General features: G+C 43.8%; 23 protein-coding genes and 1 riboswitch. Of the genes, 12 read left to right on the top strand and 11 right to left on the bottom strand.

Going from position 1 to position 18,897, the window contains the following annotated elements:
• Positions 1-213 precede the first annotated feature (213 nt).
• The 4 genes from J9317_RS05045 to J9317_RS05030 all read left to right on the top strand — a co-directional run bounded on the left by J9317_RS05045 (position 214) and on the right by J9317_RS05030 (position 5,914).
• Positions 214-1,905, top strand: coding sequence for an L-lactate permease (locus J9317_RS05045; protein WP_211556758.1), 1,692 nt, complete (start codon positions 214-216; stop codon positions 1,903-1,905).
• Positions 1,906-1,956: 51 nt separating this feature from the next.
• Positions 1,957-3,060: a CdaR family transcriptional regulator gene (locus J9317_RS05040; RefSeq protein ID WP_211556757.1), complete on the top strand. Its 1,104-nt coding sequence runs from the start codon at positions 1,957-1,959 to the stop codon at positions 3,058-3,060.
• A gap of 101 nt (positions 3,061-3,161) precedes the next feature.
• A complete protein-coding gene (glcD, locus tag J9317_RS05035) occupies positions 3,162-4,574 on the top strand; it encodes a glycolate oxidase subunit GlcD (RefSeq protein ID WP_211556756.1) in 1,413 nt (470 codons plus the stop codon).
• On the top strand, positions 4,571-5,914 hold the full coding sequence (locus J9317_RS05030; protein ID WP_211556755.1) for a (Fe-S)-binding protein: 1,344 nt from the start codon (positions 4,571-4,573) through the stop codon (positions 5,912-5,914). Before glcD ends, J9317_RS05030 begins: the two co-directional genes overlap by 4 nt.
• On the opposite strand, the gene J9317_RS05025 is transcribed toward J9317_RS05030, so the two are convergent.
• Positions 5,908-6,057 carry an RDD family protein gene (locus tag J9317_RS05025; RefSeq protein WP_211556754.1) on the bottom strand — a complete coding sequence of 50 codons (150 nt, stop codon included), beginning with the start codon at positions 6,055-6,057 and terminating at the stop codon, positions 5,908-5,910. The two genes, J9317_RS05030 and J9317_RS05025, sit on opposite strands and share 7 nt — an antisense overlap.
• Before the next feature lie 223 nt (positions 6,058-6,280).
• Positions 6,281-6,622, bottom strand: a complete 342-nt coding sequence (locus J9317_RS05020) for a hypothetical protein (RefSeq protein WP_211556753.1) — start codon at positions 6,620-6,622, stop codon at positions 6,281-6,283.
• A 118-nt stretch (positions 6,623-6,740) separates the two neighbouring features.
• On the opposite strand from J9317_RS05020, the gene J9317_RS05015 reads away from it, so the two are divergent.
• A complete protein-coding gene (locus tag J9317_RS05015; protein WP_211556752.1) occupies positions 6,741-7,202 on the top strand; it encodes a nucleoside deaminase in 462 nt (153 codons plus the stop codon).
• Between the two features lie 118 nt (positions 7,203-7,320).
• Entirely contained in the window at positions 7,321-8,769 is a 1,449-nt protein-coding gene (locus J9317_RS05010; RefSeq protein ID WP_211556751.1) for an MDR family MFS transporter, read from the top strand.
• 83 nt (positions 8,770-8,852) lie between these two features.
• On the opposite strand, the gene J9317_RS05005 is transcribed toward J9317_RS05010, so the two are convergent.
• Positions 8,853-9,701, bottom strand: a complete 849-nt coding sequence (locus J9317_RS05005; RefSeq protein ID WP_211556750.1) for a dimethylarginine dimethylaminohydrolase family protein — start codon at positions 9,699-9,701, stop codon at positions 8,853-8,855.
• A gap of 142 nt (positions 9,702-9,843) precedes the next feature.
• On the opposite strand from J9317_RS05005, the gene J9317_RS05000 reads away from it, so the two are divergent.
• The gene (locus J9317_RS05000) at positions 9,844-10,140 is read left to right on the top strand and encodes a hypothetical protein (protein WP_211556749.1); all 297 of its coding nucleotides are present in this window, start codon (positions 9,844-9,846) and stop codon (positions 10,138-10,140) included.
• Positions 10,141-10,174: 34 nt separating this feature from the next.
• Here J9317_RS05000 and J9317_RS04995 read toward each other — a convergent pair whose 3' ends face one another.
• The 3 genes from J9317_RS04995 to J9317_RS04985 are packed head-to-tail and all read right to left on the bottom strand — an operon-like array spanning position 10,175 to position 11,346.
• The gene (locus J9317_RS04995) at positions 10,175-10,411 is read right to left on the bottom strand and encodes a hypothetical protein (protein WP_211556748.1); all 237 of its coding nucleotides are present in this window, start codon (positions 10,409-10,411) and stop codon (positions 10,175-10,177) included.
• 25 nt (positions 10,412-10,436) lie between these two features.
• Entirely contained in the window at positions 10,437-10,904 is a 468-nt protein-coding gene (locus tag J9317_RS04990; RefSeq protein WP_211556747.1) for an MgtC/SapB family protein, read from the bottom strand.
• A gap of 25 nt (positions 10,905-10,929) precedes the next feature.
• Entirely contained in the window at positions 10,930-11,346 is a 417-nt protein-coding gene (locus J9317_RS04985) for a CBS domain-containing protein (protein WP_211556746.1), read from the bottom strand.
• 154 nt (positions 11,347-11,500) lie between these two features.
• A riboswitch (cyclic di-AMP (ydaO/yuaA leader) is annotated at positions 11,501-11,642 on the bottom strand.
• A gap of 414 nt (positions 11,643-12,056) precedes the next feature.
• Between J9317_RS04985 and J9317_RS04980 the strand changes: the two genes are divergently transcribed.
• On the top strand, positions 12,057-13,235 hold the full coding sequence (locus tag J9317_RS04980; RefSeq protein WP_211556745.1) for a NupC/NupG family nucleoside CNT transporter: 1,179 nt from the start codon (positions 12,057-12,059) through the stop codon (positions 13,233-13,235).
• A 165-nt stretch (positions 13,236-13,400) separates the two neighbouring features.
• Here the strand turns inward: J9317_RS04980 and J9317_RS04975 are convergent, their stop codons facing one another.
• Positions 13,401-14,165, bottom strand: coding sequence for a MerR family transcriptional regulator (locus J9317_RS04975; protein ID WP_211556744.1), 765 nt, complete (start codon positions 14,163-14,165; stop codon positions 13,401-13,403).
• Positions 14,166-14,364: 199 nt separating this feature from the next.
• Between J9317_RS04975 and J9317_RS04970 the strand changes: the two genes are divergently transcribed.
• Both J9317_RS04970 and J9317_RS04965 read left to right on the top strand, forming a co-directional pair.
• Entirely contained in the window at positions 14,365-14,754 is a 390-nt protein-coding gene (locus tag J9317_RS04970; protein WP_211556743.1) for a DUF1761 domain-containing protein, read from the top strand.
• A gap of 90 nt (positions 14,755-14,844) precedes the next feature.
• Complete coding sequence (locus tag J9317_RS04965) at positions 14,845-15,189, top strand: hypothetical protein (protein ID WP_211556742.1); 345 nt, start codon at positions 14,845-14,847, stop codon at positions 15,187-15,189.
• A gap of 487 nt (positions 15,190-15,676) precedes the next feature.
• Here J9317_RS04965 and J9317_RS04960 read toward each other — a convergent pair whose 3' ends face one another.
• The gene (locus J9317_RS04960) at positions 15,677-15,883 is read right to left on the bottom strand and encodes a DUF5316 family protein (RefSeq protein WP_211556741.1); all 207 of its coding nucleotides are present in this window, start codon (positions 15,881-15,883) and stop codon (positions 15,677-15,679) included.
• 154 nt (positions 15,884-16,037) lie between these two features.
• Here J9317_RS04960 and J9317_RS04955 point away from each other — a divergent pair, with 154 nt between their 5' ends.
• Entirely contained in the window at positions 16,038-16,481 is a 444-nt protein-coding gene (locus tag J9317_RS04955) for a YoqH family protein (protein WP_211556740.1), read from the top strand.
• 1 nt (position 16,482) lies between these two features.
• Here J9317_RS04955 and J9317_RS04950 read toward each other — a convergent pair whose 3' ends face one another.
• The 3 genes from J9317_RS04950 to J9317_RS04940 are packed head-to-tail and all read right to left on the bottom strand — an operon-like array spanning position 16,483 to position 17,561.
• A complete protein-coding gene (locus J9317_RS04950) occupies positions 16,483-16,965 on the bottom strand; it encodes a PH domain-containing protein (RefSeq protein WP_211556739.1) in 483 nt (160 codons plus the stop codon).
• Positions 16,966-16,984: 19 nt separating this feature from the next.
• Positions 16,985-17,230 carry a hypothetical protein gene (locus tag J9317_RS04945; RefSeq protein ID WP_211556738.1) on the bottom strand — a complete coding sequence of 82 codons (246 nt, stop codon included), beginning with the start codon at positions 17,228-17,230 and terminating at the stop codon, positions 16,985-16,987.
• Position 17,231: 1 nt separating this feature from the next.
• Positions 17,232-17,561 carry an ArsR/SmtB family transcription factor gene (locus J9317_RS04940; protein ID WP_211556737.1) on the bottom strand — a complete coding sequence of 110 codons (330 nt, stop codon included), beginning with the start codon at positions 17,559-17,561 and terminating at the stop codon, positions 17,232-17,234.
• 253 nt (positions 17,562-17,814) lie between these two features.
• Here J9317_RS04940 and J9317_RS04935 point away from each other — a divergent pair, with 253 nt between their 5' ends.
• Positions 17,815-18,771, top strand: coding sequence for a hypothetical protein (locus J9317_RS04935; protein WP_249292367.1), 957 nt, complete (start codon positions 17,815-17,817; stop codon positions 18,769-18,771).
• Positions 18,772-18,897 lie beyond the last annotated feature (126 nt).

Below are 18,897 nucleotides of genomic sequence, written 5' to 3'. Positions count from 1 at the left end.
ACCAGAGAATCAGTCATCAGATGACCTTATCACCTTCATGTAATGAATTGGTTAAATCTACAAAAAAAAGCAAGGAAAGGCTCTTATTTTTTATAGGTACACACATAGAATGGCTTCTTGGCATTCATTATACTTTACTGTTAATAAGAGTTTTTCTGATGCAACGCAATGTAATCGTTTACAAAAAGAACCGTGAATTAAGGAGGAAAAACCATGAATTGGACCCAAGACTTTACTCCTGTGGGAGATAATCTCGCACTCTCAGCAATTATTGCGCTGATCCCGGCGTTATACTTTTTCTGGGCGCTTGCCATAAAAAGAATGAAAGGGCATTGGGCTGGAATTACCACGCTGCTTGTGGCATTTGCGGTTGCCATATTCGCATATAAAATGCCGGTTCAAACAGTCGCAATGTCGGCCACCCAAGGCGCCGTATACGGGATCCTTCCCATTGGATGGATCATCATCACCTCGGTTTTCCTGTATAAACTGACCGTTAAAACAGGACAGTTTGATATTATCCGAAACTCGGTACTTTCCATTACTGAGGACCGCAGATTGCAAGCGTTATTGATTGCCTTCTCATTCGGGGCATTCCTAGAAGGAGCTGCAGGATTTGGTGCACCGGTTGCCATATCCGCTGCCCTTTTAGCCGGACTGGGCTTCAATCCTCTTTATGCAGCCGGAATCTGCTTGATTGCGAATACAGCCCCTGTGGCTTTCGGGGCCATCGGAATTCCAATTATAGCGGTAGCCGGACCTACGGGTGAATCAGCTATGGAAATCTCCAAAATGGTTGGGCGGCAGCTCCCGTTCATTTCGGTGTTTATTCCTCTTTACCTTGTCATCGTGATGGCAGGATTTAAACGGGCCGTTGAAATTATGCCGGCCATACTCGTCTCTGGGATTTCGTTTGCACTTACTCAATATGTAAGTTCAAATTTCATCGGACCTGAGCTGCCTGATATTCTATCTGCTCTCGTTTCTCTTATTGCGTTAACGGTGTTCCTGAAATTCTGGAAACCGAAAACGATTTATAGGTTCAAATCAGAAGCAGAAACTGCGGCCGCTTCGGAAGCATTGAAAATCAATGATCCGCCTGCAGGCTATACAAGGGGACAAGTATTAAAAGCATGGTCGCCGTTTTTGATCCTGACTCTTTTCATTTCACTATGGGGAATCCCTGCTGTGAAGCTTGCGCTGACAGGTCACTACGAAGGAGAAAACGTATTTTTGAAAGCGATTAATTCGATCGGCCACCTCCTGACCTTTAGTCCCGAGGTCCCGCTTCTTCACAACAAAATCATTGGGGGTTCGGGTGATCCGATTCCCGCCTTTTATAAGCTTGAAGTACTGGGTGCTGCAGGAACCGCGATTTTACTGGCAGCCATTGTGACGAAATTCGTTGTGAACATTTCCTGGAAAAGCTGGGCGAAAACGTTTGGCGAGACCTTTGGCGAGCTGAAGATGCCGATTTTAACCATTGGATCGGTTGTTGGATTTGCCTACATCACCAATGCATCGGGTATGAGCACAACCCTTGGCATGACGCTTGCCCACACAGGAGATTTGTTCCCATTCTTCTCCCCTTTCCTGGGCTGGCTTGGTGTCTTTATCACCGGTTCGGATACGTCTGCCAATTTACTGTTTGGCAATCTTCAGAAGGTAACGGCCACTTCCATCGGCATGGATCCGATTCTTGCGATTGCTGCCAACTCTTCCGGGGGAGTGACCGGTAAAATGATCTCCCCTCAATCCATTGCAGTCGCATGTGCGGCAGTTGGGCTGGCAGGGAAAGAGTCTCATCTGTTCCGATTTACCATTAAGCACAGTCTCTTTCTGCTCTTGATTGTCGGACTGATTACTTGGCTTCAGCACAACTTCCTGCAGTGGATGATTCCGTAAGCGATGTCTTTGGTATAATGGGCGCAGAACAGAATCGAAGGAGTGTATACGATGCTGCTGCCTGCACTTGCCGCTAAAATCGTGGAAGAAGTAAAAAAGGTAATTGAGGAAGATGTGATCGTTGTAACTCCTGAAGGAACGATTATCGCAAGCACCGATGACAGCCGGGTAGGAGACTTCCATGAAGGGGCGCAAATCGCTTCAGTCGAAAAGCGTAAGGTCATCATTTCCAAAAAGGATGAACAGACTCTAGCCGGTGTAAAAGCCGGGATTAATCTCCCTGTGTTTTTTCAGGGAGAGGTGGCCGGCGTAATCGGCATCACCGGGATACCTGAAGAAATATCCCCCTTCGGAGAAGTCATCCGGAAAATGACCGAACTTCTTGTCAACGAAAGCTACTATACAGAACAGTTAAACTGGGAAGCCCGGACCCGGGAAGCCTTTGTATTCGACTGGATTCAGCTGAAGGAATGGACTTCTGCTTTCACGAACCGGGCCCGGCTTCTGAATATCGACTTAACCATCCAGCGATTGGCAGCCATAGCGGCTATTCCCGATGAAGGTCTTTATTACAAAGGCATATCCTCTGTCATCCAAACCTGGCAAAACAGCCATCCCGAAGATCTTTTGGTGCAATGGGGAAACAACCGGATCGTGATGATTTTTCATTCAGGAGACACCGCCTATACAAAAGGAAGAATACGATCCTTTCACCAATTTTTAGAAGAAGAATTCAGGACACATGTTTTGATTGGAGCCGGAAAGTCCGTACGCCCTTCCAGACTCTCTGACTCATATCTGCAAGCAGAACGGGCCCTCCAGTCGCATAGCCCCAATGATGCGCGGATTGTTTTTGATGAAGATTTAACCATTGAAATGCTGTTGAATGAAATCAGTCTGAAAACAAAAGAGGAATATATTGAGCGCACCATTTCCCCTCTATTAACGGAGGGTGATTTATTTACAACATTGTCCGTTCTTTTTGAGAAAAATCATTCTTTGAAAAAAACAGCTGAAGCTTTGCCTATTCATATCAATACGCTCCATTACCGGATAAAAAAAATAGAAGAGCTGACCGGGCTGAATCCTTCCAGGCTCAATGATGCGCTCATTCTTTATCTTGCCGTCATGCTTATGGATAAACAGCCAAAATAAACACGGGTTTCCCGCCATATTTTTATAGGAATCTACATAGCGGGCTGAGCCCGCTTTCTTTTATACTAAGAGAAAACGCTTACCTGTACAGGGGGATATAGATGCTGAACCTAGAATTTAAAGAAAAACTGATCGCTGCTGTCGGCAAAAGCAACGTGGAGGATTCCAATGCAAGCCGGCTTGTGTATTCCTATGATGCTACACCAAACTTCCAGGCGCTGCCTGATGCTGTAGTCTCACCAAGGTCTGCTGAAGAAGTATCACAAGTGGTAAAGCTTTGCGGGCAATATAACGTCCCGATTGTACCCAGAGGTTCTGGAACAAATCTATGCGCAGGCACCTGTCCCACAGAAGGCGGGATTGTCCTTTTATTTAAGCATATGAACAAAATTCTTGAAATCGATGAGGAAAACCTGACTGTGACGGTTCAGCCAGGTGCCGTAACATTGGATATTATTAATGAAGTTGAGGCACGCGGACTCTTCTATCCTCCTGATCCAAGCTCCATGAAAATTTCCACAATCGGAGGAAATATCAACGAAAACTCAGGCGGGCTCCGCGGGCTAAAATATGGCGTTACCCGTGATTATGTAATGGCTCTGGAGATCGTTCTCGCAAACGGAGACGTCATCCGGACAGGCGGAAAGCTTGCGAAGGATGTGGCAGGCTATGATTTTACCAGATTGTTTGTCGGTTCTGAAGGGACCCTCGGGATTTTGACTGAAGCAACACTGAAGCTGATTCCGATGCCGGAAACGAAAAGCACGATGCTCGCTCTTTATCAAGATTTGGGGGCGGCTGCAAGATCGGTTTCAAAGATTATCGCCAATAAAATCATCCCGGCTACACTGGAGTTTTTGGATCAGCCAACACTAAAAGTGGTCGAAGACTTTGCCAGGATTGGACTGCCGACCGATGTAAAAGCCGTTCTGCTCATTGAACAGGACGGTCCAGCTGACCTCGTTGCAGGAGACATGCTGAAAATGGCGGATATCTGCAAGCAGGAGCAGGCCGTTTCGGTTCAGCTGGCGAAGACAAATGAAGAAGCTGAAGCGTTAAGAACAGCGAGGCGCTCTGCATTATCCGCGCTTGCCAGGCTGAAGCCCACGACCATTCTAGAAGACGCTACGGTTCCAAGGTCTGAGATTGCCAGGATGGTGACGGCCATTAACGAAATCGGCGAAAGATTCAATGTCCAAATCTGTACGTTCGGTCACGCCGGCGACGGGAATCTTCATCCGACCGTTGCAACCGATGCCCGGGACCATGATGAAATGGAACGGGTTGAAAAAGCGTTTGCCGCCATTTTTGAAAAGGCCATTGAGCTAGGCGGGACCATTACTGGTGAGCATGGCGTCGGGGAAATGAAGGCGCCATATCTTGAATTAAAACTCGGAGCCGCAGGCATTTCCGCCATGAAGGCAGTAAAGAGTGCACTGGATCCTGCCAACATCATGAATCCCGGGAAAGTATTTGCGAAGGACACTAGAAAAAGGGTGGTTGTATCATCATGACAACGGTACAGGAACGCGAAAAAATCCAGGCACAGTTCAAGGAGCGCATGAATGAAGACGAACTGCTGAACTGCATGAGGTGCGGCTTTTGCCTGCCCTCCTGCCCCACCTATATTGAGTCAGGCTTTGACGAGGCCCATTCGCCAAGGGGCCGGATCGCTTTAATGAAAGGTGTCGTGGACGGATTAATCGAACCGGATGAAGATGTGGAGCGCTCACTGAATCTTTGCCTTGGCTGCCGGGCATGTGAACCGGTTTGTCCCTCCGGTGTGAATTATGGCCATTTTCTGGAAGAAGCCCGGGATATTATCAATCAGAATAAAAAGCACTCACTGCCTGTCCGGGTAATGCGGAAGGCTGCATTTCATCAGTTATTCCCTCATCAGAACCGGATGAGGAATGTTACAGGGCTGCTTGGCTTTTATCAGCGGTCCGGTTTGCAGAAGCTTGCTCGGAATACGGGCGTGATGAAGCTTTTTCCTGAAACACTCGCAACGATGGAAAAAGTGCTGCCTGCCGTACCGACGATGAAAGAGATGAAGAACCGTCCCGAATTTTTGCCGGCACGGGGTACGGCCACTAAAAGGGTTGCTTTTTTCAGCGGCTGTTTGATGGATACGATGTTTATGGAGACCAACAATGCGACGGCCAAGCTCCTTCAGGCTGCCGGCTGCGAGATCGTCATCCCAAAAAAACAGGCATGCTGCGGAGCACTGCACGGACACAGCGGTGAAAAGGCTGAAGGAAAAGAGCTTGCCAAACGGAACATTCAGGCATTCGAGGATCTGGACGCTGACTATATCATCACCAATGCAGGCGGCTGCGGTGCTTTTCTGATTGAATACGGCCACCTCCTTCAAGACGAACCGGAATGGCACGAACGGGCAATCACGTTTTCAGCAAAGCTGAAGGATTTTACAGAGGTGCTGATCGCGTGCGATTTCCATAAAAACGGCTCGCTCTCGCTTCCCCCGTCCGTCATCACCTATCAGGATTCCTGCCATCTGAGAAACGTCATGCACACCTCCTCTGCTCCCCGGAAACTTCTGAACGCGATTGAAGGCTCTGAATTCCGGGAGATGAAGGATGCAGATCGCTGCTGCGGATCTGCTGGAATTTATAACATTGTAGAATCTGAGATGAGCATGCAGATCTTAGATCATAAAATGGAGCAGGCGAAAGCCTCAAGGGCAGCCATCATTGTCACCGCAAATCCCGGCTGTCTTCTTCAAATGAAGCTCGGGATTGAGCGTGAAGGTCTATCGGATAAAATGAAAGCCGTTCACCTCGCCGATCTTCTTTATGAAGCTATGCCTGCCGATTTAAAAAAACCTCATTGACTGTCATGAGGTTTTTCTTTTTTGCTGACGATCGTTCCGGCAGCGCAGTCATGAACGGATTTTCTATTCTTATTGAAAAACGGAAGAATAATATAGAGGATTGCGAACCCGTTGGCTGCTGCTAACATAACGATTACTGCCAATTCAGGAACGCCGGTTGAAAAATGGAGTCTCCATACACCGAAATGAGCTTTTCCCATGGCAAAAATTTAATAATAGAACGGAAGAAAGCATGAGGCAGCATCAATTTTTCTTACAGATGACCTGTCATGATCTTGCAATGCCAGGTGAGCGTGGAACAGGGGAGGAATCCCAGGCAAGATTGCCAGGCAAGACGGAAAACAGGTGCGATGCCAGGCAAGATTCCTAGGCAAGACGGAAAACAGGTGCGATGCAGGCAAGATTGCCAGGCAAAACGTAGAACAGAGGGGAATCCCAGGCAAGATTGCCAGGCAAAACATAGAACAGAGGGGAATCCCAGGCAAGGTTGCCAGGCAAAACGTAGAACAGAGGGGAATCCCAGGCAAGATTGCCAGGCAAAACGTAGAACAGAGGGGAATCCCAGGCAAGATTGCCAGGCAAAACGTAGAACAGAGGGGAATCCCAGGCAAGATTGCCAGGCAAAACATAGAACAGAGGGGAATCCCAGGCAAGATTGCCAGGCAAAACGTAGAACAGAGGGGAATCCCAGGCAAGATTGCCAGACAAACGCTAAATATACATTTATTTCCACCCTCTATAAAAAGCAAATGCAAAACATTCCTATACATATTTTAGCATTTGATAGGGAATGACATCTTCATATGAAGATTTCGGGAGGAGTTTTATGGAAACGGAGCAATATATTAAACAGGCTGTGGGCCTAGCCAATAAAAATGTGAAGATGAATGGCGGAAACCCATTTGGCGCTGTCATTGTGAAAAAAGGAAAAGTAGTAGCTGAAGGGGTAAACGATGTTGCCGCAAGCTTTGACCCGACCGCCCATGCAGAAATACAGGCCATCCGGCAAGCATCGCAATCGCTTAAAACATCCGATCTATCCGGATGTACCGTTTATGCAAGCGGCCAGCCCTGTCCGATGTGTTTGAGCGCCATGTATTTCAGCAAAATCAAAGAGGTGTATTTTGCCTACTCGAACGAGGAAGCTGAACCTTTTGGCTTTTCAACGGCTCCAATTTATACACAGCTCGCCCTTCCGATTGGACAGCAGTCGCTGCCAATCTGGAAGGCTGAAGCTGATTATGCGGAAAATCCTTATGAGCTCTTCCATAAGCTTAAAGAACGATGATGATAGAGGGAATGCGACTTCCCTCTCTATTTTCATGCATTCGGAAGAATTCATTACATCTATCCTCAATTTAGTGGTAAACTTTCTTTTATTGTCATGATACAAGGGAGATTTTAACATGCGAAAAAAAATAATGGGCGCTTTGCTGCTCGTAACCGTTCTTGCCGCCATGGAAGGAACCATTGTCAGCACCGCGATCCCTCGTATAACAAGTGATTTATCCGGCATTGAACTTGTGAGCTGGGTGTATGCGGTTTATATGCTGGCAACAGCTGTTTCCGCTCCAATATACGGCAAGCTTGCAGATTTATTCGGCCGAAAAAAAATTATGGTTTATGGAATTATTCTTTTCTTAATTGGGGCTGCACTTTGCGGTATCGCGTTAACAATGGAGCAATTAATTATTTACCGTGCCATTCAGGGTCTAGGTGCCGGAGTGGTCATGCCGGTAACCATGACTATCATAGGAGATTTATATACAGAAACGAAAGACCGTGCAAAAGCACAGGGATGGATCAGTGCCGTATGGGGAGTCGCCGGCGTTCTTGGCCCGCTGCTTGGGGGATTTATCGTTGATACCCTTTCATGGAGGTACATTTTCTTCCTGAACCTGCCATTCGGACTAGTCGCTTTAATGATGCTTGTAAAATATTATAAAGAGGATGTTTCGAAGGAAAAGCAGCGCATCGATTATTTGGGAGCGGCAGCGTTCTCCATCGGAACAATCTCCCTTTTATATGCCCTGCTCTCCGGGAGCCAGTCACAGGACTGGAGCAACCCGCTTATCATCGGATTGTTTGCAGCTGCTTTTGCCGTCTATGGCTGTTTTGTATGGATTGAAAAAAGAGCAGCAGAACCAATTATTCCTTTGAACCTTTTTTCCAACAAACGTGTGCTGATTGTGAATCTGCTGACTTTGCTTACCGGTGCTGTTATTATCAGCATTACCATTTACTTGCCGATCTGGAGTCAGGGAGTACTGGGGAAAAGCGCTACAGCGGCTGGATTTATCCTCATGCCAATGCCTGTATGCTGGACATTCGGATCAATCATTGCAGGAAATCTCGTTGGCCGGCTGAAAGCTCAGGCAATTATTACGATGGGAACGGCCTTTCTAAGCGGCGGCGCACTCCTTTTATTTTCGTTATCCGCTCAATCACCTGAATCTCTAATCTATGTATCGATTGGACTGCTTGGACTGGGCATGGGGCTCATGACTCCGATTTTTATGCTGATCATTCAGGGGTCCGTTACTTCTAACAAAAGAGGATCTGCCGTTGCGCTGAACACATTTATCAGCACCTTCAGCCAGACACTCGGGTCAGCTGTATTTGGAACAGTTTTTAATATAGTGACTCTTTCCCAAGCCGGAAAAGGAAATCTTAATTTAAACGCTTCCTTTGATCACGGAAACGTTCAGGCCGGCGAACTTGCCGGCCTGCAGGGAATTCTTGCTTCAGGGGTTCATATTATATATGGAGGAACGTTGCTTCTTGCCATTCTAAGCTTTGGACTTTCCTGGTTTTTGGTTAAAGCTCGGGGAAATGAAGTACAGGGGAATATTTAAAGCGGTGCCTTTTGGGCATCGCTTTTTTTTGAAGTGATGTTCATGGAGCGGCGATGCTGCAAACCTCGATGAAGGATGCAGTTTTAACCCTCCCGCCGAAGCGGCATTGTACAGCATCGAAACGCACCGCCGGACTTAATGATTTCTGATAGATCCGTCTCAATGACTTCATAACCAAGCTTTCTTAGCTGGTCATTTGTATGCTTATTGTGAGGAAGAGCGATGATTTTTTTATTACCGAGGGAAAATACATTCACTCCGAGCCTGAACTGGTCTTCATCTTTTACCTCTATAATGGAAAAGCGGGATGACAGCAAATCGATTTCTTCCTGTCTCAACGCTTCCGGAAAAAGTAGTGCTTCTTTTTCTGAAATTATGTTAAAAATACAGTCTAAATGCAGATATTCCTTTTTAATAGGGATTGGAATAATTTCATAATCAGGCAGATGATTCTCAAGCATGGCAATACTGTCTTCAGATGTTCTCTCACTAATGCCTGCATAGACAGTATTACCGTTAATTAAAACATCCCCACCCTCAATGCCGGCGCCTTTTAAGTCCACATATTTAATTCCCTCTTTATCAAGCCATTCTTTCAGGATTCGTTCCTCTCCCTGCCTGATGTCCATCTCCATATTCGCTATAAACAGTGTATTTCCAAGTGTAAACCCAATATCCCTTGTAAATACCTGCTCAGGAAATTGCTCGTCCGGCTCAAGAAGATGTGTTTCAATTCCATTTTCCTTGAGTAAACGAAGGAATTCTCTATGCTGCTTTACAGCTTTTCCGGCATCAAGCTCTTCATCCTGAAATTCCTTTTGTGTTTCATTGATAATGTCTTCGATTTTCATGTACTGTGGCGGACATAAAAGAACGCTTTTAAGAGGCGCATATTCGCTTGAACAGCTTACCTGTATTTTTGAATGGGACATATGGAAATCCTCCTCATGCATCACTTCATGAGAAGTAGTGTTTCCATAATCGCTTAATTCAATCGCGCACATTCAGCTCTTTCATGAATGATTGATCTCCAATCAGCAAAACATAAGAAAAATTAAAAGGACCGGTGATTGCATGTATAATCGAATAGAAAATCTAAGAAACAGGCTTCCTGAGAACCACAAAAATATTGCAGTACTGACAAGCCACATTTTTGAGGCATTTGATTCATTAATTGAAGAGCACCGAAGATATGCAGGGGTTCGTGCTACGGCTAAAATACAGCCAAACCCTTATGAGGAAAAAACGTTTTTCGAAACGATTAATCAAGTAAAACAGATTATTTTGACTGAACTGGAAAAAACCGCGGAAGACATCGGCCATAAAGGAGATAAATACTGGAAAAAAAATTATCCTGATGGAGTGGAATGACAGGGGACTGGCTCCCCTCGTCATGAACATATGATTACTTAATTGAAACCTTATATAGAAAAGAGCCTTCCGCAGTAAACATTTCAGTTTTTACATGAATTTCCGGATTCGAAGCTAAGTGGAAAGCAAGTACGTATGCCACTTTATGATCAGGTGTAACGTATGTCTCATAAAGCTTTCCATACATTTCGTTGGCGATAGAATCTGACCACATCTCCGCTTCCCATAGCGTTTCAAAAATGCGATTGTCCTGCTTCCACTTTTTCTCCATAAAGGCCTCCCTGAGTTAAAATTCCTTATATAGACATTTTATCTTTAGATAGGACCTTTTGAGAAGAAGTAATTTTGCCGTGCTGATGATTATACCGGTCAATCCAGTCCGCCATTGGACGGAGAATGCTGTTGACGGCTACAACAATGATTGTGCCTGCAGTGGCTAATATCAAAAACCCTGCACCCGCAAGCGTACCGATAGCGGCTGAACACCAGAGAGTTGCTGCCGTATCCAATCCTCTAACAGTTAACCCTTCGCGAAAAATAACCCCAGCCCCCAAAAACCCAATACCGCTGACGATTTGAGCAGCAATCCTCATACTGGACTCACCGCCTGAGGCAAAGTCGAGCATAACAAATAGACATGCGCCTACGGCTACCAGAACATTTGTCCGAAGACCTGCAATGCATTTATGCCATTGTCTTTCAATTCCGATGACAATCCCCAGAAAAACAGCCGTCAGCAGTCTGACTAAAATTTCGTATTCCATAATTCTATTTTCCCTTCATCCAATATTATCTCTCTATTTTGTTAAAAAGCTGATCCGCACAGTATTCTATGATTTCTCTGCGCCTAATCATCCCAATAAAAATCCCCTGATCATCTACAACAGGGACAAAATTTTGCTCCATTGCCCTGGAAATAATTTGTTCCATTTTGGCGTGAATTGGGACCGGTTCATTCTTCCGGTGCATCTCCACATCCGTTAACCGGATTTTATTTGTACTGTCAAAGCTTAAATTAGGTGTATTTTTGAGCTTCCATAATAAATCACCCTCTGTCAGTGTTGCTATATACTTCCCCTCATCATCCAGCAGCGGAAGGGCTGAATAACGATGATACTCCATCTTCTCCAAAGCCTGTCTCATTGTAGCGTGAATGGGCAAATGGATAACTTCTTTCTTCGGTATTAAGAAAAACGCTATATTCATTCAATCGATAGCTCCTTTATTTAATCTATAATCTCTTTTAGCATTTTCTCACGCACTGACTTTTTCATTCCATAAGAAAAAGACCACTGGCACTTCACGGGCTATTGCTGAAAAAATGACAGCAAAAAAAGCCCCCAAAATAAGGCGGTCTTGTGACCTCCTTCGCTTTAGCCGACGAAGTTAGCTGACGGGCAGGATGGCGAAAGAGTCCTTTCATCCCTTCTGCTAAAGCAGAATTAGCCCCAAAAAATTGGTTCCTCCGTTCCCGTGTCCACGGGATTAAGCCAGTAAATTTTCATGTCTATCGTACTCCCTGCATAGCACTTTGTAAATGTGAGTTTCCGACTATATATTCGTATTTTTTCCATGTTATCAGACTTTCTCTTCCCATTACTTGTGCTTGCTTGGCGATACGTAAAATTGCTTGTGAAAAGATAACTTGGAATGGGGCATTACTAATATAAAGTACGCTAGAGGCGTGTAGTTTTTCACTAAAAAGAAAACGAATTCATTTTTATTTAAATAATCTCTTCCCTATTGCCTGTAAAACAGTATAATAGGAAAGGGCAAAAAAGGAGCAAGGATAAAAATGAGTTTTTGCTGTAATTTTGTACACTCTAGGGAATGTTTGGGTAAAGATAAAGGTAACCCTTTTTCTCACCACTCCGCCCCTCGTCATCATTCGCTTACTACATAAGGAGGTTGCTGCTATGAGTATCATCATTTCGCTTGTCGGTATCGTCGTGGTTCTGCTGCTGGCCTATTTGGTTAGTAACAATAAGAAGCAGATTAAGTTCAAACCAATTATCATCATGCTTGTTCTTCAAGTCGTCTTAACATTTATTTTCCTTAATACCGGAATTGGCCTATTTATTATCGAGGGAATTTCAGCATTATTTACGAAGCTCCTTGAATATGCTGCCAGCGGAATTAATTTCGTTTTCGGCGGAATTGCCAACCCTAAGGAAATGCCATTTTTCCTTAATGTTCTCCTTCCGATCGTCTTTATTTCAGCTTTAATCGGGATTGCTCAGCACATTAGACTTTTGCCTATCATCATTAAGTATCTAGGACTGGTTTTAAGTAAAATAAATGGCTTAGGAAAACTTGAATCCTACAATGCGGTTGCATCTGCTATTTTTGGACAGTCTGAAGTATTCATTTCCGTAAAAAAACAATTAGGCCACTTGCCTGACCACCGTTTATATACACTTTGTACATCAGCTATGTCCACTGTTTCCGCCTCGATTCTCGGCGCGTACATGACGATGATTGATCCAAAATACGTCATTGTGGCTCTTGTGCTGAATTTATTGGGCGGATTCATCATCGTCAACATCATCAACCCATACGATGTTGTAGACAGTGAAGACTTTATTGAAGTGCAAGAAGGGGAAAAACAGACCTTCTTCGAAATGCTGGGCGAGTACATCATGGACGGCTTTAAAGTAGCGATCATCGTCGGAGCGATGCTGATTGGTTTCGTTGCTTTAATTGCAGCCATCAATGATCTATTCAGCATCATTTTCGGCATCTCTTTTCAAACGATGCTTGGGTATGTGTTTGCACCATTCGCTTTCATCATCGGTGTACCGGCTGCAGAAATTGTACAAGCCGGAACGATTATGGCAACAAAGCTCGTTTCAAACGAATTCGTCGCGATGCTTGATCTTTCAAAAATGACCGAGCTCTCTGACCGGACAACCGGGATCATTTCCGTATTCCTCGTATCCTTTGCCAACTTCTCCTCCATTGGGATCATTACCGGAGCGGTAAAAGGATTGCATGAACAAAAAGGAAACGTAGTAGCCCGCTTTGGACTTAAGCTCCTTTATGGAGCAACATTAGTTAGCTTCTTATCTGCAGCAATTGTTGGATTGCTGATTTAAAAAAACGATGCGGCATAATCGGCCGCATCGTTTTTATTTGTTTTCTGCCCGCACTTGATGAAGAGAAAGCAGCCAGACTTCACTTTTGCTTACTATTAAAGGATAATTGCTGACTTATATCCTCATAAAAGTTCTGCAAGAAGCTCAAATCTCCGTGGAGCATACTTACTTCTTAAAACCTGTATAAACATGGATCGCATCCCGCAGAAATTCCGCTAGTCCGGCATGATTTTCATCGTAATAGGCTTTAAACCGCTCATCCTCTGCATACATATCTCCAAGGCCCGCATGTGCTTCACTGCTGTATTCAGCCCAGTAATACATGAGCCACTGCTTATGCAGGTCTGCCGTTTTTTGAGCAGCTGCACTTGAAGGATCACCCGTTTTAAAGGCTTCTTCCAATGAGGCTTTGACTTCTTGCTCTAGCTTCGTTACTTCCTCGTATTGCTCCTTCGTCATGTTCTGGAACTTTTCATTGGAGCGTTTAACCGTCTCTTCTCCATATTTTTGGCGGATTTCTTTCCCATATTTTTCTTCGTTCTCATCAATCATTCTTTGCTTGAAGCCTTCAAATTTTTCCTGATCAGACATCGTTATTCTCCCTTCGCCCGCTGAGATCGTCTTCTCCACATTGGAAATGAGCAAATCCAGCTGCTTTCGTTTTTCCAGGAGCTTTTCACGATGTTCAATAAGGGCTTTCGCTCCGTTAAAATGAAGGTCAGACAAAATCTCCTGAACCTGCTCAAGACTGACTCCAAGCTCCCGGTAGAAGAGGATTTGCTGCAGCCGATCCACCTCTGCCATGCCATAAATCCGATACCCCGATGAGTTCATTCTTGCCGGCTTAAGAATGCCAATCTCATCATAATACCTGAGCGTCCTAGCCGTGATCCCTGCCATTCTCGCAAGCTTTTGCACCGTATATTCCATCGGTGTTCACCTCCTGATAGATTCAGCTTACACCTTTACGCAGCGTGAAGGTCAATCAGTATTTTGAAAAAAACGGTAGAAATCCAGCCCGAAATTCTCCATAATAAAAAAAGACCTCATCCGATTGGCGGAACCCTTGCCTCACATGCCCCAAACCATATCATTGACCCTAAACCAACAGAAGAAAAGGAGAAACAATATGCTAATTAACGTGTCTGATTTAAATTTTTTAGCCATCCTGGCTGGAGGCATCCTGTATATGATATACGGAGGCATATATTATTCTATTTTACTCAAAGATAAAGGCAATTTTGCGCAAAATGAAAGTAAAGGCCCCCTTAAATATATCTTTTCTGTCATCGTCGCTTTCATTAGCTCGTTTCTAACAGCTATTCTGATTCAATCCATGGGTGCTGAAAACTGGCTTACCGGAGCTGGAATCGGCTTGATTATCGGTGTTCTCATCTCCATTGTGTATGTGAAAAATTCACTATTCGGATTAATGAGCAGAAAAGCTATGCTGATAGCAATCGGAGATCATTTGGTTATTTTTACGTTGCTTGGTGTTTTACACGGTTTATTAAACTAAAAAGTCTTCCTGGTCCGGAAGACTTTTTCTTTTTTTTCCAAATCGTCTAGTATAATGAGATTGTTACCATTATTTTGAAGGAGTGATACTATGAAACGCTTAGTCATGACTACGGCAGCTGCCGGTCTTATCTTCATCCTGCAAGGCTGCTCCAGCAATGCTCATGCAGAAAACTATAAACAGTCATCCATTGAAAGCACCTTCCCCATACCAGCCGATGCAAAAGAGGTAAAGAAAAAAGAGGACTCTGCAGTATATAGCCTGAAAGGATTGAAAGAAGAAGAAGGCTTGCCGAAAGAGTACCTTGCAAAATTAGAAGAAGATGGCTGGAAAGAATCAAAGTCTGAACAAATGGGTGCTATGCAAATATTTATTAAAGACGGGAAAGCCATAAAAGTTATTTCTCTAACCGATAGATTCACAATAGAAAAATAAGAACTTTGGATGAAGGGGGTTAAACAGAAAAAACGCCCGGGGAAACCCAAACGTGTTTTGCATTATTTTGCCGATGGCTCACCTGCAAATTCTTTTACTATTTCTTCATGCCCAACATCGTGGACTGTGCTCACTTCTGCATCCTTCAAATCAGTAACGGCATACCAATATCTTTTTTAACATTCTGACTGGAGAATTTTTTGCAGGAACTCCGCCTGATTTTTATGTTCCCCATTTGTGCTGCAGCTGTCTTTTCATGAACTCTTAATTTCTCCCACCGCCATATAATCTTTCCTGGATTTCCCCTGTATCCCCTGCTGATCAAGCAAATCCGTTATTCGTTTTATACCACAACAAACTCCCTTTTGTTTTTAATATTATGGCTATTTTAAAGCATGGTGTTGATTTTTTGACACCTGTTTGTTGATTGGAGCAGAAAGCGAACGCCTGCAGCGGAAATCAACAGCTAAGTTTAACAGCGCTAATATTATAAATACCAAAGCAGTCCAGAAATCCCCAGAAAAATCACTCCGGCTAATCCGGAAAACATGGCAATTCTAGACCGGAAAACACGGTGCTCCTTCGTCTCTGAAAAGAAATTTGCTCTCTGCTGCTGACCACCTGTCCAAGAACCAATCGAGATTCCTGAAATGATTATGCCGATGATGCCTGCTATTAAAAAAAACTGAATCATGAAAACCACTCCTTTCTTTCTTATCTTTCATACGTATCAACAAGGAAAAGTTTGCAATTTATTTGAGTTTGTTACATTCCCTTCGAAACTCGTCCTCCAATAATGTTTTCTTTTTAGGGAATCCTAAAGGAAATTCAAACGAAAGAGGTACTATATGAAATTCTCCCTATCCGTCCTTCTTCTCGCTACATTAATCAATCCCCTGAGTGCCAAAGCTGTCGAGATGCCATGCAGTATGATTTTGACACCACCCAATCAGAACTTATTCAATGCCAAAGGTGCCGCGCTTCTATATAAAGTGAAGCTTACACCTAGTTTTCCAAGAACCAGCATCAGTCTTCACGCCCTTCACTTACCAGCTCCACGGGACCTGGGGAATTTCGACAGCTATGAAGGGTTCGCCTTTATTCCAGGTGAAATCAGCTGGCGCTTCAGTCTGTATCCTTCTTCGTCTGCTGTAGATCCTGTTTGGGCCGGGAAAATTGATTCCATCACAGCGGGGCTTGAAAAAAGCAAGATTCAGGTTCGTCCTTCAAATACCAAATCAGGACAGCTTGGTCCAAGCATCCTTTCCGGGAGCATCCAATCATGCCACTAGGTTAACCCTTGCTCTCCTCTTTCTCCAGCAGTTTTAATATTTTGTCCGATTCAATTAAAGCATCTGTACAATTGTTTCTTAATTGCTGAAGAAACAAGCTTGGGTTTTGAGGAGAAATTTTTACACTTCCAAGCATCGCTGATTTGTAATAGAGGTCGATGGCATAACGGGCAGACAGGAGACGATAGCCTGTGTAAATATCACGTGTCGGAATTGCACGCGTGATGTCTTCATAAGGGATCCAGCTTCTTACCGGCCCTCCCTGCACAACCAGGAATTTGTCTTGAAAGGTATATCGAATCGATGTGATGGTCCAGAAAATAAAAACGGCTATAATGAGAAAAATGGCTGTCTCAACGATATACACGATACGGTCTGCTGTTTTATCAAAATAAAGAGGCAAAAAAAGAACAGCTCCAACAAAAATGATTGTACACACCAATATTTTCACAAAAAATGAGTCCACCTTTGAACGAAAAACCAAACGTTTCTCCTCCCCATCTCTACTCTACTTGCTTTAAAATATTCTCGATGCTGATCATACGCTGATTTAAGTCTTGAATCCTTCTCATTTGCTGCTCATTAGAAGCTAAATTTTCTTTTTCTAAATGAAGGCGTTCCTGTGCGCGCACTTCAAACCGCCGGAAGGCGCGAATGATGAAGATCAAGCCACAAACAGTGATGATTAAAGGCAGGAACGTAATCAGCAATGCAAAGCCTGAAAAAAGAAAATCTCGGGAATTAACCATTTCAATCCCCCTTATCCTTATTTTTTAGTGTGACTGTTCCTGCTGCGTCTGCAATCATCCTGTCATTTAGCTCAATGCCAAATGGAAGGACTTCGAAATATTTCATTACCTTTCCATCCTCGCCCCGCTCTTCCTCACCTTTAATCAATGCAGCCTCCTCCAGTTTTTTTAAATGCAGGTAAAGCAGCGGCCTGCTGATCCCTAAAGCTCTGGCAAGCTGGCTCACATACTGTCTTTCACCGCTGAGGGTCTCAATAATTTTGAGTCGGTAAGGATTAGACAAGGCTTCTAGCACTAAAAGAAGTTCATTTCCATTTTTTACATTTTTCATGTGTCATAATTTTATTGTAGGTATATGGAAATTTATACCTTTTTTGTAAATTTACATGATTGTTATTTTGGAAACCACTAAAAGAAACCCTTGTAAACCAAGGATATATCCATTATTTGTCTAGCAATCTAAATTAAACAACTTCTTCTATATCCTGATAAAAAATAGGCCATTTAACACATGATGAAAGTTTTGAAGAACCCTATAATAATCTCGATTGAAAGAATTTTAGGGGGAAAACAACTTGAAAAAAATGTTGGTAACAGGTATGACCGCAGCTATGCTGATCACACCACTTGCAGCTGTTTCAACACCAGCACCATCCGCATACGCTGCAGCAACCTCATCTGCACAAAGCAGGGAAGCAGTAAAACAAGGGGATCTTTTGCTGAAAAGCCTAAATGTTTACAAAAACACAGTTTCCATGGGTAATATTGATGAGATTAATGAATTGTATGATGGTCTGACTAAGCAGCTTTCCATCGTTGAGAAGGCTATTGGAAAGGTATCAGGCTTATCAAACCGCAATATGCTTTTAAGCAAATATGCAGTTCCAGCTAAAAAAGAAATCGAACGCACTATTTATGAAGTATCACAGCTTCGTCTGCTATCCACCATACTTATTGGATTAGATGAGGATGAATACTATACGTACGATACAGATATGGCGAAATTAGAGCGCATGAAAAAACGCGCGTCTGCGATTAAAGAAGCCGGCGGATACAAAGCGCTGCCTGCCTCCATCAACCTTGATCTTCGTAAAGCAGAAGCCTTTGCTGCGGGATACAATCTATCTTATTATGATTATTGGGTGGATGAATCCACTGGCGCTGAACCTGATATTGACGATGCCGATCTCTATTACGATGATCTAACCCGCTATCTGAAACAAACGGAAATGAAAATCGGCCAGGTTGCTGACAAAACCTATAGAACATCGTTGCTTCAAGAATTCGTTGCGCCTGCTAAAGTAACTGTAGAGCGTACGAAATATGAAATCTCCCAGCTACGACTGATGAACCTTGTCTCAGAGCTCATCGATGCCGGTAATATCGAAGAAGCAAAAACACAATTCAGCAAGCTTGAAGGCTTAAAAACCCGAGCGGCTGCTATTAAAGAAGCTGGCGGCTACGAGCCCTTGGCAAAAGCCATCCGTGATGAATTGCTTGCTTATGAAACAGATTTGAAAGCAGTTCTTGAGGGGAAATAAGTTTGGAAGTGAAACATCGTCGAGTAAATTTGACGGTGTTTTTTTATATTTGGAATTGATAAGTCTAAATTCTTCCATTAAACAGGTATTTTATCACAAGTCAAAAGAATTATATTATCTTATAAT

The sequence above is a fragment of the Metabacillus flavus genome, from assembly GCF_018283675.1.
Taxonomy (GTDB): Bacteria; Bacillota; Bacilli; order Bacillales; family Bacillaceae; genus Metabacillus_B; species Metabacillus_B flavus.
The sequence above is the reverse complement of the archived record's forward strand: the minus strand, read 5'-3'. Positions and strand labels throughout refer to the sequence as shown.

Excerpts from the sequence above, each read along its gene's own strand:
- J9317_RS04985 (WP_211556746.1), bottom strand. The coding sequence starts at position 11,346 with ATGAATATAGCGTTTTTCTTAATACCGAAGAAAGAAGTTATCCATTTG.
- J9317_RS05030 (WP_211556755.1), top strand. The coding sequence starts at position 4,571 with ATGACAACGGTACAGGAACGCGAAAAAATCCAGGCACAGTTCAAGGAG.
- J9317_RS05010 (WP_211556751.1), top strand. The coding sequence starts at position 7,321 with ATGCGAAAAAAAATAATGGGCGCTTTGCTGCTCGTAACCGTTCTTGCC.
- J9317_RS04970 (WP_211556743.1), top strand. The coding sequence starts at position 14,365 with ATGCTAATTAACGTGTCTGATTTAAATTTTTTAGCCATCCTGGCTGGA.
- J9317_RS04975 (WP_211556744.1), bottom strand. The coding sequence starts at position 14,165 with ATGGAATATACGGTGCAAAAGCTTGCGAGAATGGCAGGGATCACGGCT.
- J9317_RS05040 (WP_211556757.1), top strand. The coding sequence starts at position 1,957 with ATGCTGCTGCCTGCACTTGCCGCTAAAATCGTGGAAGAAGTAAAAAAG.
- J9317_RS04935 (WP_249292367.1), top strand. The coding sequence starts at position 17,815 with ATGTTGGTAACAGGTATGACCGCAGCTATGCTGATCACACCACTTGCA.
- J9317_RS04995 (WP_211556748.1), bottom strand. The coding sequence starts at position 10,411 with ATGGAGAAAAAGTGGAAGCAGGACAATCGCATTTTTGAAACGCTATGG.
- J9317_RS04955 (WP_211556740.1), top strand. The coding sequence starts at position 16,038 with ATGAAATTCTCCCTATCCGTCCTTCTTCTCGCTACATTAATCAATCCC.
- glcD (WP_211556756.1), top strand. The coding sequence starts at position 3,162 with ATGCTGAACCTAGAATTTAAAGAAAAACTGATCGCTGCTGTCGGCAAA.
- J9317_RS04965 (WP_211556742.1), top strand. The coding sequence starts at position 14,845 with ATGAAACGCTTAGTCATGACTACGGCAGCTGCCGGTCTTATCTTCATC.
- J9317_RS04990 (WP_211556747.1), bottom strand. The coding sequence starts at position 10,904 with ATGGAATACGAAATTTTAGTCAGACTGCTGACGGCTGTTTTTCTGGGG.
- J9317_RS05005 (WP_211556750.1), bottom strand. The coding sequence starts at position 9,701 with ATGTCCCATTCAAAAATACAGGTAAGCTGTTCAAGCGAATATGCGCCT.
- J9317_RS04960 (WP_211556741.1), bottom strand. The coding sequence starts at position 15,883 with ATGATTCAGTTTTTTTTAATAGCAGGCATCATCGGCATAATCATTTCA.
- J9317_RS05045 (WP_211556758.1), top strand. The coding sequence starts at position 214 with ATGAATTGGACCCAAGACTTTACTCCTGTGGGAGATAATCTCGCACTC.
- J9317_RS04980 (WP_211556745.1), top strand. The coding sequence starts at position 12,057 with ATGAGTATCATCATTTCGCTTGTCGGTATCGTCGTGGTTCTGCTGCTG.
- J9317_RS05015 (WP_211556752.1), top strand. The coding sequence starts at position 6,741 with ATGGAAACGGAGCAATATATTAAACAGGCTGTGGGCCTAGCCAATAAA.
- J9317_RS04945 (WP_211556738.1), bottom strand. The coding sequence starts at position 17,230 with ATGGTTAATTCCCGAGATTTTCTTTTTTCAGGCTTTGCATTGCTGATT.
- J9317_RS04940 (WP_211556737.1), bottom strand. The coding sequence starts at position 17,561 with ATGAAAAATGTAAAAAATGGAAATGAACTTCTTTTAGTGCTAGAAGCC.
- J9317_RS05000 (WP_211556749.1), top strand. The coding sequence starts at position 9,844 with ATGTATAATCGAATAGAAAATCTAAGAAACAGGCTTCCTGAGAACCAC.